General features: G+C 38.2%; 13 protein-coding genes. 9 read left to right on the top strand and 4 right to left on the bottom strand.

Going from position 1 to position 15,338, the window contains the following annotated elements:
- Positions 1-25: 25 nt before the first annotated feature.
- Both ACTBZY_RS16125 and ACTBZY_RS16120 read right to left on the bottom strand, forming a co-directional pair.
- Positions 26-748, bottom strand: a complete 723-nt coding sequence (locus ACTBZY_RS16125) for a tRNA-uridine aminocarboxypropyltransferase (protein WP_463047379.1) — start codon at positions 746-748, stop codon at positions 26-28.
- A 477-nt stretch (positions 749-1,225) separates the two neighbouring features.
- Positions 1,226-2,677 carry an ATP-binding protein gene (locus ACTBZY_RS16120; protein ID WP_463047378.1) on the bottom strand — a complete coding sequence of 484 codons (1,452 nt, stop codon included), beginning with the start codon at positions 2,675-2,677 and terminating at the stop codon, positions 1,226-1,228.
- 199 nt (positions 2,678-2,876) lie between these two features.
- Between ACTBZY_RS16120 and ACTBZY_RS16115 the strand changes: the two genes are divergently transcribed.
- From ACTBZY_RS16115 to ACTBZY_RS16105, 3 genes are read left to right on the top strand one after another with little or no spacing between them, the layout of a single operon-like run.
- Positions 2,877-5,309 carry a TonB-dependent receptor gene (locus tag ACTBZY_RS16115; protein WP_463047377.1) on the top strand — a complete coding sequence of 811 codons (2,433 nt, stop codon included), beginning with the start codon at positions 2,877-2,879 and terminating at the stop codon, positions 5,307-5,309.
- A gap of 9 nt (positions 5,310-5,318) precedes the next feature.
- Entirely contained in the window at positions 5,319-6,086 is a 768-nt protein-coding gene (locus ACTBZY_RS16110; protein WP_463047376.1) for a hypothetical protein, read from the top strand.
- Positions 6,083-7,135 carry a S41 family peptidase gene (locus ACTBZY_RS16105; protein WP_463047375.1) on the top strand — a complete coding sequence of 351 codons (1,053 nt, stop codon included), beginning with the start codon at positions 6,083-6,085 and terminating at the stop codon, positions 7,133-7,135. The genes ACTBZY_RS16110 and ACTBZY_RS16105 overlap by 4 nt, the downstream gene beginning before the upstream one ends.
- A 92-nt stretch (positions 7,136-7,227) precedes the next feature.
- On the opposite strand, the gene ACTBZY_RS16100 is transcribed toward ACTBZY_RS16105, so the two are convergent.
- Together ACTBZY_RS16100 and ACTBZY_RS16095 are read right to left on the bottom strand one after the other, a co-directional pair.
- Entirely contained in the window at positions 7,228-7,818 is a 591-nt protein-coding gene (locus ACTBZY_RS16100) for a hypothetical protein (protein WP_463047374.1), read from the bottom strand.
- A gap of 222 nt (positions 7,819-8,040) precedes the next feature.
- A complete protein-coding gene (locus ACTBZY_RS16095) occupies positions 8,041-8,655 on the bottom strand; it encodes a GDSL-type esterase/lipase family protein (RefSeq protein WP_463047373.1) in 615 nt (204 codons plus the stop codon).
- Positions 8,656-8,854: 199 nt separating this feature from the next.
- Here ACTBZY_RS16095 and ACTBZY_RS16090 point away from each other — a divergent pair, with 199 nt between their 5' ends.
- From ACTBZY_RS16090 to ACTBZY_RS16065, 6 genes are all read left to right on the top strand, one after another.
- Complete coding sequence (locus tag ACTBZY_RS16090; protein WP_463047372.1) at positions 8,855-9,325, top strand: CBS domain-containing protein; 471 nt, start codon at positions 8,855-8,857, stop codon at positions 9,323-9,325.
- Positions 9,326-9,332: 7 nt separating this feature from the next.
- Positions 9,333-9,689, top strand: a complete 357-nt coding sequence (locus tag ACTBZY_RS16085; RefSeq protein WP_463047370.1) for a DoxX family protein — start codon at positions 9,333-9,335, stop codon at positions 9,687-9,689.
- A 364-nt stretch (positions 9,690-10,053) separates the two neighbouring features.
- Positions 10,054-11,304 carry a M24 family metallopeptidase gene (locus ACTBZY_RS16080; protein WP_463047369.1) on the top strand — a complete coding sequence of 417 codons (1,251 nt, stop codon included), beginning with the start codon at positions 10,054-10,056 and terminating at the stop codon, positions 11,302-11,304.
- Positions 11,305-11,408: 104 nt separating this feature from the next.
- On the top strand, positions 11,409-11,591 hold the full coding sequence (locus ACTBZY_RS16075; RefSeq protein ID WP_463047368.1) for a hypothetical protein: 183 nt from the start codon (positions 11,409-11,411) through the stop codon (positions 11,589-11,591).
- 218 nt (positions 11,592-11,809) lie between these two features.
- The gene (locus ACTBZY_RS16070) at positions 11,810-13,351 is read left to right on the top strand and encodes an NHL repeat-containing protein (RefSeq protein WP_463047367.1); all 1,542 of its coding nucleotides are present in this window, start codon (positions 11,810-11,812) and stop codon (positions 13,349-13,351) included.
- A gap of 169 nt (positions 13,352-13,520) precedes the next feature.
- Positions 13,521-15,095, top strand: coding sequence for a protein adenylyltransferase SelO (locus tag ACTBZY_RS16065; protein ID WP_463047366.1), 1,575 nt, complete (start codon positions 13,521-13,523; stop codon positions 15,093-15,095).
- Positions 15,096-15,338 lie beyond the last annotated feature (243 nt).

Here is a 15,338-nt window from a genome sequence, read left to right as displayed (position 1 = left end):
GAACAATCTATCCATTCCCATTCATCTAATTTCCTTCATATTCAAAAACAACACTTCTTTGAGGGTTCTTCTTGTACTTGTTCTTAGGAGTAATCGCTATGTTCTGAGTAGAACGATAATTCCTATTGTTTGGATTTAGCATATACTCCACTTGATACTCAATCATTTTTTCAAATGGAAGAAGAAAATCCTTGGTCTCGCAATTTTCCAAGCCACCTTCCTTAAGTAAATTTAAGACCGTATAAACTGACTCAATAGTACTCAAACAAAGAGCGTCTGGCTGCTGCTTGATAATAAATTTTGATGTGATCTTATTATCAAAACTCACTCTTTTTAGCTTTTGCAGGTTCTTACTCAGTTTAAGCATTTTGCGGGCACAGGGCCATGTACCATCCAAAAGAAAGATGTATGGCTTATCACCCATAAATGAAATCATTTCTGAACTTTTCCTTACCGATAAGTTGAAACTATCTTTCCCGGGATAAAGTAAGAAAGAATCACTTTGTTCCTCATTCAGTATTTCATTTACACGTTTATTATTGGTAAAATCAACACCGACTATAATTTCTGAATTCTCCAGTTGAAGCTTAGTCATATGCCCCGTTCCACTTTTTTCTTTTTTGTACTCCTTCGGGTGCATAAGAATTACAAAACGCGTTTTAGTCTGGAAAGGCTTAAGGTGTTTACAAATACATGAACTTGAAGTTCGCATGCATTGGTAACAATTGGTTCTTGTTTCTACTTGCAAATTGAGTATTTCTTCTTTTATCTAATTCTGATTAAGGTTCAGCGTTGAAAGATTTTTCACTCTCGCAAAGTATTCTAAGACCTTTATATATTCAAAACTTAAGCTGCTTTTTCTTCTCCCCTTAGCGGAATCAGCATTTACTTTTATGGCTTCGCTAACGCTCTTTCATTAACACCGTAGAGTCTGCAAGCGAAACTCTGCTCAGAAAAAACAACTTCCAACCTAAACATCAAATAAGAAAACAATGATTATCAGCACATTACGTATCACACTAGGCACTTCTATCAAATAACCGTCAAATAAGAAATATACCCCTTACACAGCCCCCCTACCAAAGTGAAGGTTGTATTTACTTTCCATAATTAATATCTGTAAAGATTCCGAAATGAATCATATGTTATCAAATAAGTTATCCTTGACTACCAGACTATTACACACTACACCAGCCATTCCTATCAAATAACCATCAAATAAGAATTATGCCCAAAAAGGGATATACTTTTTATATTTTCTAGAATTGCTTTCAGGGTCATCTTCCTTTATAACATTATCATTTAAAGCTTCTTTAATAATTCTAGAAGCTATTGCTGAATTTTTACTCTCGATTTGAAATCTATCTCTTAATGATTGATTCGTCATTTTATCATTAGATACATATCTTAAACAACAATGTTGGTAACAAGCTCTTATTTTGTCTTTTTTATCCATTTGCTTTAAAGTTTTATAAGAGTACATTATGACCTTCGTATGCTTTTCTTGAATCAAAATGTCGGGTGCCGGTAATTGGTACATTTCATTATAAAAAATCACTTTATCAATCCCACTACCTTTTTCTTCACAAATCCCTAATCTTCTCATCAAATCTGCAAGGATATCATTTCGTGACTGATACTCATCAATAAATCGTTCTGGCGTAATTAGCGGTATTCCTGGATTTGTAATTTCAATTCTATCTAAAAATATTTCAACCATCGGAAAGCCCCTTTCTTCAAAATCTTGATGAATTATTGCATTAGCTATTAATTCACGGACAGCAATCTCAGGATACATCCTCTTATCATCTCTAAATGCCTTCCCAATTTCTTCATTTGCAGGCAATTGACTATTTACCCAATCAATTAAACCCTGGTAGCCTGTTACATACCCCTTTCCTCCAATTTGCTCTCGAACCGTCTCGATTTTATTATTATGTTTATAAACAATTACCCTAATCGCTTTCCTCTTTAAGTCTGGAAAGTCATCCAAATTTTTAGCAAATAATATTGCCCCCAAGTTGGTGATTGAATATTTATTTGATTTTAAGCTTATCAGCTTTTCTGAAACAAACTTATCAATCACTCCTTGTCTATTTGAAGGATATGGCAGTTTTAATAAATCAAAATATGATTGCGTGTCCAAAAGGGATATAACTGAGCTAGCATCTACATTTTCTTTTGCCAATTGAATTTCAAATTTGACAATATCTTTTCTATTCCAAATTTTTGATTCCTTATCAGGAAAATCTTTAAGTAATCTGGTATAACTACCAATACGAATATATGCTTGATTTATAAATTTTACAGGTCTATTTACTGCTGCCGGAATAAGAAACATGCTAATATGCACTCCGTCCGAATATTCAAATTCATATGTTTTAAAATCAAGTCTTGGATCCAATCGTTGAATTAACCAGTTTTCTAATTCTTCCTGTCCTTTGGTTGCTGATTTAACTTTAAAAGTTGTTCCCTTAATGTTATGCGTCTTATCTTCAACTCCAAAAATCAGAAACCCAAACTGCTTTTTGTTTAAGCAAGCACCATTTGCTAATGCAGATATCCGTTCTCCTATTTCTTCATTGGAGTGAAAATTTAATTTAAACTCAAGCCATTCAGTCTCTTGAGAGTAACTTACCAATTCCTTTATGAGCAATCTTAGTTCACTTTCAGTCATTTGTCAAATATTCGTCAAATAAAAAACCTCTGATAATAAGGCACTTAATGCATTCCATGTGCAAATTACGATATTTCATCAAATAAGATTATTGAAGCTAATTTAATTTGACATCAACCTAGTTCCCATAAATTTGATTATTCGGTCATAGGGGTAAAAGCTTACTTGTTTGTCTTCTTTCTGAACACAAACACAAAACATGAAAAAGCTACACTTATTACTCCTATTGGCTGGCATGGCCTTACAATCTCATGCCCAAAACTTAACACAAACCCTCCGTGGAAACATTACCGATATTGATGGAAAATTTCCGCTCATTGGTGCCAATGTGATCATTCTTGGCAGTAATCCTATGCTAGGAACCACGGCAGATGTGGAGGGCAACTTCCGTTTTGATGATTTGCCCGTGGGCAGATTTAACCTAAAACTCAGCTACGTGGGTTATGAAGAAAAAAACATCCCTAACATTACCCTTACTTCTGGCAAAGAGGTGGTGCTGGAACTCGCTATGCAGGAGTCGCTTACTGAAATGCAAACGGTGGTGGTTAAAGCCACCAAAAACAAAGGCGATTTAAATAACGACATGTCTTTAATAAGTGCTCGCTCCGTAACCGTGGACGAAACCCAACGCTACGCCGGCTCTTTTAACGACCCCGCCCGTATGGTTTCTTCTTTTGCGGGAGTCACCGCAAATCCCGAAGGAAATAACGACATAGTGGTAAGAGGAAACTCGCCTAAATATGTGCAGTGGCGACTAGAAGGTGTAGAAATTCCTAACCCAAACCACTTTGGAGCATTAGGCGGCACAGGCGGCCCTATTAGTGCATTGAACAGTAATTTACTCGCAAATTCTGATTTTTACACAGGAGCTTTTTCGCCAGAATACGGCGATGTACTCTCTGGTGTTTTTGACGTTAAATTTCGCTCAGGAAATAACGAAAAAAGAGAATACACCTTTGGTATAGGTGCATTAGGCATAGACGCCACCCTAGAAGGCCCTTTCAAGAAAGGCTACGCTGGCTCTTATCTGATAAACTACCGTTACTCTTCTTTGGCATTATTAGATGGAGTTGGTTTGGTAGATTTTGGCGGTGTGCCCAAATACCAAGATGCGGCTTTCAAAATCAATTTACCCACCAAAAAACTTGGAGCGTTTTCGCTTTTCGGCATGGGAGGTTTAAGCAGCATCACAGAAGACTATACCTACGACTTTAAAGACAATTTTAAAGAAAACCTGATTTTTGATGGCTCTGCCAATGGCACTTATGATAATAAAAACAACCTCTACACGGTTGGCCTAAATCATGTCTTCCCTTTTAATAATAACACGTTTTTAGAAACCACCGTGGCGTATTCGGGCAGTGGAATTGAAGAAAGCGACTGTGAAAGCAGTACGGGGATATTGACAGATTTGGAGGGTAATTTCCTTAGAGATACCACCTCAAACCAATACACCGACTATACCGGCAATTTAAAAAACAGCAGCATAAGAGTTGGCGTAAAACTGAGTACAAAAATCAACGCCAAAAACAAAATAGAAATAGGTACCAAATACATTTTAAACAGCAACGACTACCAAACGCAATACCCAGTAGACGACAGCAAAGTACTCTTTACCGCCATAGATTTCCATAAAAACTTAAGCACCGCCAGAAGTTACGTAGCCTGGAAATACCGTATGAATGAGAAAATTACCTTTGTGTCCGGTCTTCATAATTTCTATGTGCCACTAACGGGCGAATCTTCATTAGAGCCCCGTGTGAGTATGAAATGGCAGCTGCCAAATGCGTCTTCTATTAATGTGGGTTATGGCAAACACAGCACCATGGAGCATATTTCTAATTATTATGCCAAAGTGGAAGACCAAAACGGTGTAATTTCAGAACCTAACAAAAACCTCAAACTCCTAAAAGCAAATCATTTTGTACTCGGTTATGAGAAGAAAATCACGCAAAGCCTAATGGGTAAACTAGAGCTTTACTACCAAGATTTATACGACCTACCCGTAGAAAACGATAACACCAGTTATTACGCTACCATTAATGATACCGACGGTTTTGTAGACAAAGCCTTGGTAAACGCCGGAACTGGAAAGAACTATGGCATAGAGCTCACTATTGAGCGTTTCTTTGTCAATAATTTCTACTATATGTTTACTTCTTCTATCTATAATTCTAAATACACTTCTTTAGAAAACATAGAAAGAAATACCCGTTTTAATGGCAATTACGCCTTTAATGCCTTACTCGGTAAAGAGTTTTTGAAACTTGGTAAAAAGCAGAATAAAACGCTGGCTTTTAACGCTAAATTCTTTTACACAGGTGCCAGAAAAATAATACCTTTACTAAGAGACGAAGCCGGAAATCTAAACGTGGATACCGTAAACGACAATTATTACGATTTCAGCAAAGCTTATCAAAATGGCTTGGACGATGTATTCCAAATAAACGCCTCGGTGAGTTTGAAAATAAACAAGCAGAAAACCACCCACGAGTTTTCTATAGATGTGTTGAATGCCAATAATACCAAGGCAAAACTCTACGAATATTATGACAATTCCGAGCCAAACAACATTGGCTACGGAGAACCCTTGTCCTTACTTCCTAATGTGGTTTATAGGGTTTACTTTTAAAAAATCTACATGAAAATTTCAAAAATAATTATACTCTTAATCCTATCCAGTTTTACATGTTCGGCTCAGTCAAAAAGTACCCTGAGCATAGATTTAGGGGTTAATCAAGGATTTTTCAAAGACCGTGTATTCTCTCCTTTAAACTATCATAGCTACGGAACGGCCTTTGGTGTGGAGTACAGAAAAGTCAATCAGAACAATGACATTTTCTTATCCAAATTTAGCGGAGCTATTTCAAAACTAAACTCCGATTTTTCGTCCTATTTCATTACGGACGATTATCAGGTAAATCTGGAATTGGGCTATTTGAAAAACATTCGGAATGAAAAGTTAAGTATTAACGTAGGTGGGCAGCTGCACTCCTACGTTAATGCAGATTTGTTTGATGGCACAGAGGCCATTACTTTCTTTAGTCATCATAGTTTGGAAACCGCTGCTATCCTAAACTATAAACTGAACAGCAAGCACAGTTTTGAGAGTAAATTAAATATTCCATTAGTAGCTTATATGGTGCGGCCGCAATACTCCGGCTGGGATAAATTCATTTCTGACAATGCTGATAAAGCGGCCAAAATCATTTTATACGACCGTGGCAAGTTCACCTCCCTCAATGATTTTAAAGCCATAAACTGGCAGGCCAAATACAATTATCAGCTTGGCCCTAAAATGGCGGTAGGTCTCTCCTATCAATTTAGATATTACAGCACCGAAATCCCTGACAAAACAGCGATAGCGAACAATCAACTAAGTCTTACCACCAACTTTAAACTGCCATGAAAAAAGGAATAATAATTATAGCCATAATCGGCACACTATTTTCCTGCGAAAAAATGCTCATAGGCGATGATGCAGTCAATAATCCAGAAGAAAACTTTGAACTATTTTGGAATGATTTTGACCAACATTACAGCCTATTTCAAATACGTGGCTGGGACTGGGACAGCGTTTATGCCGCCCACAGACCTATGGTAAATATGGAAACCACCGACCAAGAGCTTTTTGATATTTTTAAAAGTATGGTGTGCTATCTGGACGACTCCCACTCTTTTGTTGCGAGAGTTCAGAACAATTTCAATCGTGACCTAGACTTTTATGCTTCGGGTTCTGAAGATAACAAGAGAGTAGAAAAGGAGTTCATCATAGACTTGGTCAAAGAAAAATACCTGGAAAACCTAAAAGACATTCCGCATGAAGATGATGACAGCCAGTATTTTTACGGAAACATAAAAGACCAAGATATAGGTTATCTATATCTGTCAAATATTGGTTTAGAAGACCACGATTTCATGGATGACGTACTAAAAGATATTGCCAGTAACAAAGCCATAATCTTAGACATAAGAGGCAATGGCGGTGGCGAAGATGTACTAGCTCAGGCCATAGCAGGGAGGTTTGCAGATAAAAGGAAATTGGTTTACACGGTTCAAGACCGGAATGGACCAAAGCACTCCGATTTTTCAGAAAAAAGAGCATATTACACCGAAGTAATGGGCAAGGAGCACTACGACAAACCGCTTATAGTACTCACCAACAAAATTACCGTGAGTGCGGCAGAAATACTCCTTTTGCACCTGAGAGCCTTTGATAAAGTAACTTTTATGGGTACAGAAACGGCTGGCGATTTTTCAGATACGAGTATGAGAAGGTTTCTACCAAATGGCTTTCAATACCAATACTCCATCATGCAATTTTTATTACCAGATGGCAGCAGCCTAGACGGCATAGGCCATATTCCAGATGTTTATATCAGAAATAGCGAAGTCAATATTTTAGCTGGAAATGATAAAGTGATGGAAAAGGCTATTGAGTTTATTGATGGGATTTAGGAGGAAGCTATAATTCTATTATCTAAATACCGTAGAGTCGGTGAGCGAGATATTTCTGAGGGAAAAGTATATCAAGCTTTAGATATTTTCATTTAAGAAAACCCATTCTTGTAGGAGTGCAGGAATTCATGTGCTATCTGTCTTACAATAAAAGGCAAAGGGCTTTCGTAAACTGGTGCTTTTTGTACTTCTGGATTAGGGACTATCTCAAGCCATTTAAACATAGAATTATTTCTATCAATATCATAAAATTTGGAAGGTATTACTTTATCAACATGAGCTCCTCCAAATTTATTTGCCACTCCCGAAATAATATCTTTACGGCTAAAACTTTCTTGAGATTTATTCTTCATACATTCATCATTCCACCAGTTCGAAAAAGTTATTGCTTTCAGATTACTCGATTCTAAAATATTTTTATACGAAAAATTGTTCACATCGTAATCAACAACTTCCATCAGCATTTGTACTGAGGAATAGAATATATTAGCTTCCGAATTAACTGCAAATAAAATAGGATTAGATCCTTTACTTTGATAAAGTAAAACCCTCAATTTTGTAGCAATTTCACTATAAAAGTAATGTTCCCCTGAATCAAATTGAGCACAATAATGCTTCAGCAACCTCACTTGATGCTCAAGCAAATTGGTTAGTTCATAATCGTTTAAGTGTATATCCGCCATATATAATTCCCCCCTCGCAGAGTCTCGCCTTAGCGGACTCTGCATTTTTTATAGTTTACTATTTTCTATCTCTGTTAAATACAACAAAACCCCCTCTTAAACCCCAGAAAGAAACCCAATCTTAGGCTTCAAGGCCTTAAACCAAGCCTGCGTTAGCAGCTCATGCCCGCTGTAGGTAGGGTGAATGCCGTCCCAAATCCAGTAGGCATAATCGGGTTTGTTTCACTGCTCCATAAATACTTTTTGAAGGTCTATAAACGTAGCTCTAAACTCGGCTGCTAAAGCTTTGGAGGCTGCATGATATTCCATAAAAAGCGGTAACGCTGTATGATATGCCGCTCCCCAAGTATTGCCAACGGGCAGCAGAAAAGGCGACATGATAACCAGCATCAAATCTGGATATGCCTCTTTGGTTTTGCGAAGCAATGCCCTATAAACCTCCGCATAATTCTGTGGTGTATTGGCGACGTCTTTGGTCTTTAAATATTTATTAAAATCATTTATGCCTACCAAGATGGTCAAAACCTCTGGCTGCTGTGCCAACACATCATCATCCCAGCGTTTTTCTAGGTCCATCACCGTATTTCCACTAATTCCCTTATTCACAAAAGAAAGTCCTTTCATAGGAAACTTAGCACCCAACCGCGTGGCTATACTAAACACATAACCATGCCCTAAAATATGATTCGGATCTTCGTTTCTGCCTCTATTGCCATCTGTGATGCTATCACCCATAAAATGAAAACGCTTCGGGCTGCTTTTCTCTATTTTGGGCAAAACCCATAAGCCAGCATTGGCGGCTAAAAAAGTTCTTCTGTTCATAAAATCATTCTTCATGCTAAAATAGTTCTAATTCCTTCATGCTGTTTCCTTTCCAATCTTTCTTCAGCAAAACCTGCCAGTTTTCCTATTACAACAGATATTTAAACGCTTAATTAGGTACAAACCAAAACTTCGGCCAATCCATCACTTATCATCAAGCTTTTTTGTATATTTAGTTGCCCAAATCTTTTGAAATAATTAAATACCGTTAAGCATGAAAAACTTCCAAAATAGAGCACATAACGATAGCCCTAGCGTAGAAACACCAAAAATACCTTCGGTTACGGAATATATGACGCCCATCAGCAGGCTTATTACCATTAAAGAAAATACGCCCGTTTTGGAAGTACTTAAAACCTTATTGGATAAACGTATTACAGGAGCTCCTGTGGTAAACGAACAAGGCGATGTGGTGGGTCTGATTGATGATAAAGACTGCTTAAGTATTTTGCTGGGAAGTGCCTATTATAACCATCCGGTAGAAAAAGACACGGTGTCTGAGTATATGTCAAACGTGATGAAAGACATCTCTATAGAAAACGATATTGTGGATGTGGCAAATACCTTTCTTACCACGCCATATAAACGACTTTTAGTGATGGATAATGAGGGCAAACTGGCTGGTCAAATTAGCCGTAGAGATATCTTGATGGCCATAAGAGACATGAACCAAAAAAAGTGGTAATTTCCATATGGTAGACCTAAAGTCCATCTCTTTATACCTCATGGCAGGTATTTATATTTTTGCAGGTGTTAGTCATTTCAGAAACCCCAAGTTTTTCTTGAAAATCACCCCAAAGTGGGTACCTCAGCCCGAAAAAGTAAACCTTCTGGTAGGTTTCATTGAAATCTTCTTGGGAATAGCTCTTTTGTTTGAAGCTACACGCTCTTATGCAGCTGTGGGAATCATAGCCTTGCTCTTGGCTGTTTTTCCTGCCAACTTTTATCATTTTCAAAAAGCACGAGAAAAAGGAAAACTTGTTGTACCGACTTTAATAAGACTTCCAGTCCAATTTCTTTTGATTTACTGGGCATATAGTTTTATTTAGGCACTATTGGCGACCGCAAAAAAAAGAAACAAAATAAATTCAATATATCGGCCTGTACTGTTTGAACACAAGCAAAATTCTCTGGTAATGATATAATTTCATATCTCATTTTTTATCAAAATTTTGAATGTGTGAGTTTACAGGCTGCAGTTTTTTTTGACGGTCGGCCGCTGCCGTTCGTTTTTTTTTCGAACGGTGCGGCGATCCGCAAAAATGAATGCGGGCGGCAAGCCTCCCCACTGGAAAGTGAACCGAGAATAAGGTAGGGGACATTTTTGAGCTTTAAGAAAATTAGCTATTCATGCTGTCATTGACCTATTTTTAACCACTTTTAAATTTATTAGGACGACAGTATTTAAAAACCATGAAAAGAAGAAATTTCCTGAACGCATCTGCTCTAGGTGCTGGAGCCGTATTTTTAAGCTCCTGCGAAACTGGTGCAAGCTCCGTGGATGGACTAAAATCTTTAGTTGATGATATCCAGCCTATCACGGATGAAGAAAGGGCGACCAGAATAACAAAGGCTCAAAAGCTCATGCAAGAGCAAGGCATTTCTGCTTTATTATTAGATGCTGGCACTTCGCTCAAATACTTCACAGGCATTTATTGGTGGCCTAGCGAAAGACCGATGGTAGCTTTAATTCCAGCCAAAGGTGCATTATCATTTATATGCCCTGGTTTTGAAGAAAATAGGCTTCGCGAAAAGCTTTCAGAAAGCACCAAAGTATATGCATGGCAAGAGGACGAAAGTCCGTACCAAAAAATAGCCGAAGCTATTGAGAAATCAGGAATTTCAAAAGGAAAAATAGGCATAGAAGAAAGCGTAAGATTCTTCATTTTTAATGGTGTCAAAGAAGCCGCTCCACATTTGGAATTTGTAAGTGGAGATGCTATTACCATTCCATGCCGAATGATAAAATCGGTTTCGGAAATACTGCTGATGCAAAAAGCTACCGAAATTACTATAGCAGCCATCAAAATAGGATTTAAAAGCTTAAAAGAAGGATGTACGCCAGCCACATTCTCAGAAGTCGTAGCCGCTGCACATACCAAAATGGGGGCAAGTCATGAATTTGCTTCTTGTAACTTTGGCGAAGCATCTGCTTTTCCACATGGTTCTGGTAGACCTCAAATACTGAAAAAGGGAGATGTAGTTTTGGTAGACTGTGGCTGCACCGTAGAAGGTTATAATTCGGACATAAGCCGTACCATAGTTTTTGGAGCCTCCCCTACGGCTCGTCAGCAAGAGATTTGGGACTTAGAGAAAAAAGCTCAGGCCGCAGGTTTTGCTGCCGCTCAAATAGGCAAGAAACTCCATGAGGTAGACGCCGCCGCCAGAAAAGTGATTACAGACGCAGGCTTTGGTCCAGCATATCAATTACCCGGCTTACCACACAGAACGGGTCACGGCATAGGCATGGATGGGCACGAATGGGGTAATGCCGTCAAAGGAAATGAGACCATCATAGAAGCAGGCATGTGTTTTAGCATAGAACCCACCATTGCTATTTTAGGGGAATTTGGGGTGCGTTTAGAAGATTGTGTTTTCATGAGCGATGATGGTCCAAAATGGTTTTCAAAGCCAAGCCCTTCTATTAAAGAGCCGTTTGATTAATATGCTATTTATAGACTTCTTAAGGATAACCTGAGTATATTGATTTTGGCATTCATGCGTATGAATACCGAATATTAGTCGCTAAAATTTAATATATCAAAATCATGAAAAAAGAAGTACAAAGAGGAGCACAATCAAATTCTATTTATGGCCTTGGCTGCATTGGTGCTGTAATCTATTTCCTAACTACCGCTACAAGTTTCACGATGGGTGTGGTGGGCGTTTTAAAAGCTGTGGTATGGCCAGCCTATTTTGTTTACGAAGCTTTTAAAAGTTTTGGGATTTAACCATCATTACTAATGTCAATCAACTTTTTCTCGGCATAATTTTTCTACCTAAGAATTGACAGAAAAAAAACAGATGAAATTCTCACTAAATTTTCAACTCTTGACGGTTGCTACTTAATTAGCAGACCCTAATTATACCTATCCTTTAAATAAAATACAATCGTATATTTATGTATTCCATGGTATAAATTATTATTTGCAAAAAACACAAACTTGCTATGAAAAAAAATACATCTTTACTTTTAGCTACAATATTATTTGCCAGTTTTCTAACCAAAGCCCAAAATGTAACCATTACCCCATCAGGTATTACCCCAACCATGTCGGGTACCTATCCTCGGCTTTCTTACGATGCCATAAATGCTCTTCCTAGCCCACAAGAGGGCGATATCGCTTATGACCTTACCTTTTCTTGCCTAAGGGTGTACAATAGTGTTAAATGGGTTTGTACCCAATCTAGTACCGATGTCACCCCAAATATAGCAGCCATAATTACTGCAGGAGGTACTTCCTCAGACGAAGGATCTGCCGTTGCCGTTGATGCCAGCGGTAATATTTTTATAACAGGAAGTTTTAGCGTTACCGTCAACTTTGGAGGAATTTCGAAAACTTCAGTTGGGTCTTCAGATGTTTATGTGGCTAAATACAATAGCTCTGGCGTTTTACAATGGGTGGAGACAGCTTATGGACTTGGTTATAATGCTGGGACTGATATCGCTTTGGATGCTAGTGGAAACGTGTTTATAACAGGGGGGGTTAATGGAAGTGCAACTTTTGGTGGAACTGCCAAATCTTCGGCAGGAGATTTTGATATTTTTGTGGCTAAATACAATAATTCTGGAGCTTTTCAGTGGGTACAGACAGCAGGAGGAACTGTTCGTGATCTTGCTAAAGGAATAGCAATTGATCCCAGTGGAGATGTGTATATTACTGGTGAATATAGTGGTGCTGCATCCTTTAGTGGAACACCAAGAACGTCTACAGGAGCTTCTGACATATTTATAGCTAAATACAGTAATTCTGGGGCTTTTCTATTGGTGAAAACCATAGGAACATCAGGTTTAGATTACAGCAATGGAATCGCGGTGGATGCCTATGGGAAGGTGATTATAACGGGTAGTTATAGTGGAACTATTTACTTTGACGGAATCATGAAAACCTCGGCAGGAGGAACCGATATTTTTGTGGCTAAATTTAATCCAGATCTTGGTACTTGGTTATGGGCGGAATCTGCAGGTGGGTCAACCTGGGATGAAGGCAACGGCATTTCCCTTGATGCTAGTGGAAATGTTTTTATAACAGGTTATTTTTTGGGATCTGCCAACTTTAGTGGAACTCCAAAAATATCTGCTGGTAGTTATGATTACTTTGTGGCTAAATACAATACTAGTACTGGTGCTTTGCAATGGGTTCAAACTGGGGGTGGATCTGATGCTGATATTGGCAACGGTATTACTGTTAATGCTAGTGGAGATCTGTATATTACAGGATATTTTAGCAATACTGCTATATTCGGCGGAACTTCAAAAACAACGGCAGGAAGTTCTGATATCTTCGTAACGAAATACAATAATTCTGGGGATTTTCAATGGGTAACGACCGCTGGTGGAACCATTTCTGATATTGGATACGGCATTGCAGTGGATGCCAATAAGAATATTTATGCTACAGGTAGATTTCAAGGAACTGCCAATTTTGGAGTAAAACCCAAAACATCAGCTGGTGATACTGATATTTTTGTAGCAAGGATACAAGAGTAAGCTAAACGATTAAAATAGAATCTATTGAAAGAGGACTCTGTCTTTTTTAACACAATTATGAATTAGGAAATCAATTACGAGCCTAAATTGGGATTTAAGCATGCGTCATAATTTAATCAACTTTTTTCGGCCTTCATTTGTTCTACCATAGAATTGATAGAAAAGACAAATGAAGCTAAACATTGATAATACTTTCATAAATGAACTTCCAGCGGATACCGAATTAGAAGTATTTCCTCGTCAAGTTTCAGAGGCTTGCTTTTCCTTTGTGAAACCTAGGATTCCAAGTGAACCAAAACTTCTACATTATTCCGCCGAAATGGCCAATGAATTGGGTATTTCTAAATCAGATGCTGAGTCAACTGAATTTATTGAATTAGTCTCAGGAGCAAAGGTTTATGACAATACCAAACCCTACGCCATGTGCTACGGCGGGCATCAATTTGGACATTGGGCGGGACAATTAGGCGATGGCCGAGCTATCAATCTTTTTGAAGTTGTACAAAACAATAAGCGTTGGGCATTACAGCTAAAAGGCTCTGGCCTTACCCCCTATTCCAGAACTGCGGACGGTTTAGCCGTCTTAAGGTCGTCTGTTAGAGAGCATTTATGCAGCGAAGCCATGTTTCATTTGGGCGTACCCACTACACGTTCGCTTTCTTTGGCCATAACCGGCGATGAAGTCTTAAGAGATGTGCAGTATAACGGAAACCCCGCTTATGAAAAAGGAGCCGTAGTATGTAGAACCGCTCCTAGTTTTATTCGTTTTGGTAATTTTCAACTATTAGCCGCCAGACAAGACCGTACAAATCTTCGTCTTTTGATGAATTATACCATTCGCCATTTCTTTCCAAACATTAAAGAAAACACCAAAGAAGGCTACATTCAATTCTTTGAAAAAGTAGCGAAAGACACGCTTAAAATGGTGATGCACTGGCAGCGAGTGGGTTTTGTGCATGGCGTAATGAATACGGATAACATGTCTATCTTGGGACTTACCATAGATTTTGGGCCTTATGGATGGCTAGAAGGATATGACAGAAACTGGACACCAAACACCACCGACAGCCAGCACAGAAGATATAGGTTTGGACAACAGCCAAACGTAGCTTTATGGAATTTAGCTCAACTAGGAAGTGCCCTAAATCTGATTATTGATGATGTGCCTGCCTTAGAAAATATCCTTAACGGATATCAGGATTCATTTACTATAGCGTATCAAAAAATGATGCGAGACAAGCTGGGATTCAATTCAGAAGAGGACACCGACGAGCTATTATTTCAAGATTTAGAAAAAACGCTTCATCTCACAGAAACAGATATGACCATTTTCTACAGAAACTTGGCCAATTTCAAAAAGGATGAAAATCTTGCAGACAATAGCACAGCCTTAGACTTTATAAAAGACGCCTTTTATTCGCCCGAAGAGCTGAAGGACGAAACTTTAAAAGGATGGCTAAACTGGCTAAAATTATATCAAAACAGACTTCAAAAAGAGGACACAAGCGACGAAGCCAGGAAAACAAAAATGAATACTGTTAATCCTAAATATGTATTGCGTAATTACATGTCGCAGCTAGCCATAGACGCTGCAGACAATGGCGATTACAGTTTAATAAGTGAACTACACGAACTCCTCAAAAAACCATACGACAACCAACCAGAAAACGAAAAATGGTTCGCCAAAAGACCAGAATGGGCAAGAAACAAGGTAGGCTGTTCTATGCTTTCGTGTAGTTCGTAGAAGAGATAATTTCTTATCCGCAAAAAAGTTATTTGTTACAATTTTGGCTTTTAGTCGCCAATATTCCGCCAAATGCGTTGCTGTGGTATCTAAATTCAAGACGGGTTACATCCGTCTCTATTAATATGATACCCCGCTGGGGCATATATGACTTCAAATTAATTAAATCCTTATCTCCAAAATACTGTGTGAAGAATGGTCGAAATTTCAACATACTCAGCTAAATACATTGACTAAACTTAA

The organism is Arcticibacterium sp. (genome assembly GCF_055134445.1).
This window is presented reverse-complemented; position numbering and strand designations above follow the sequence as displayed.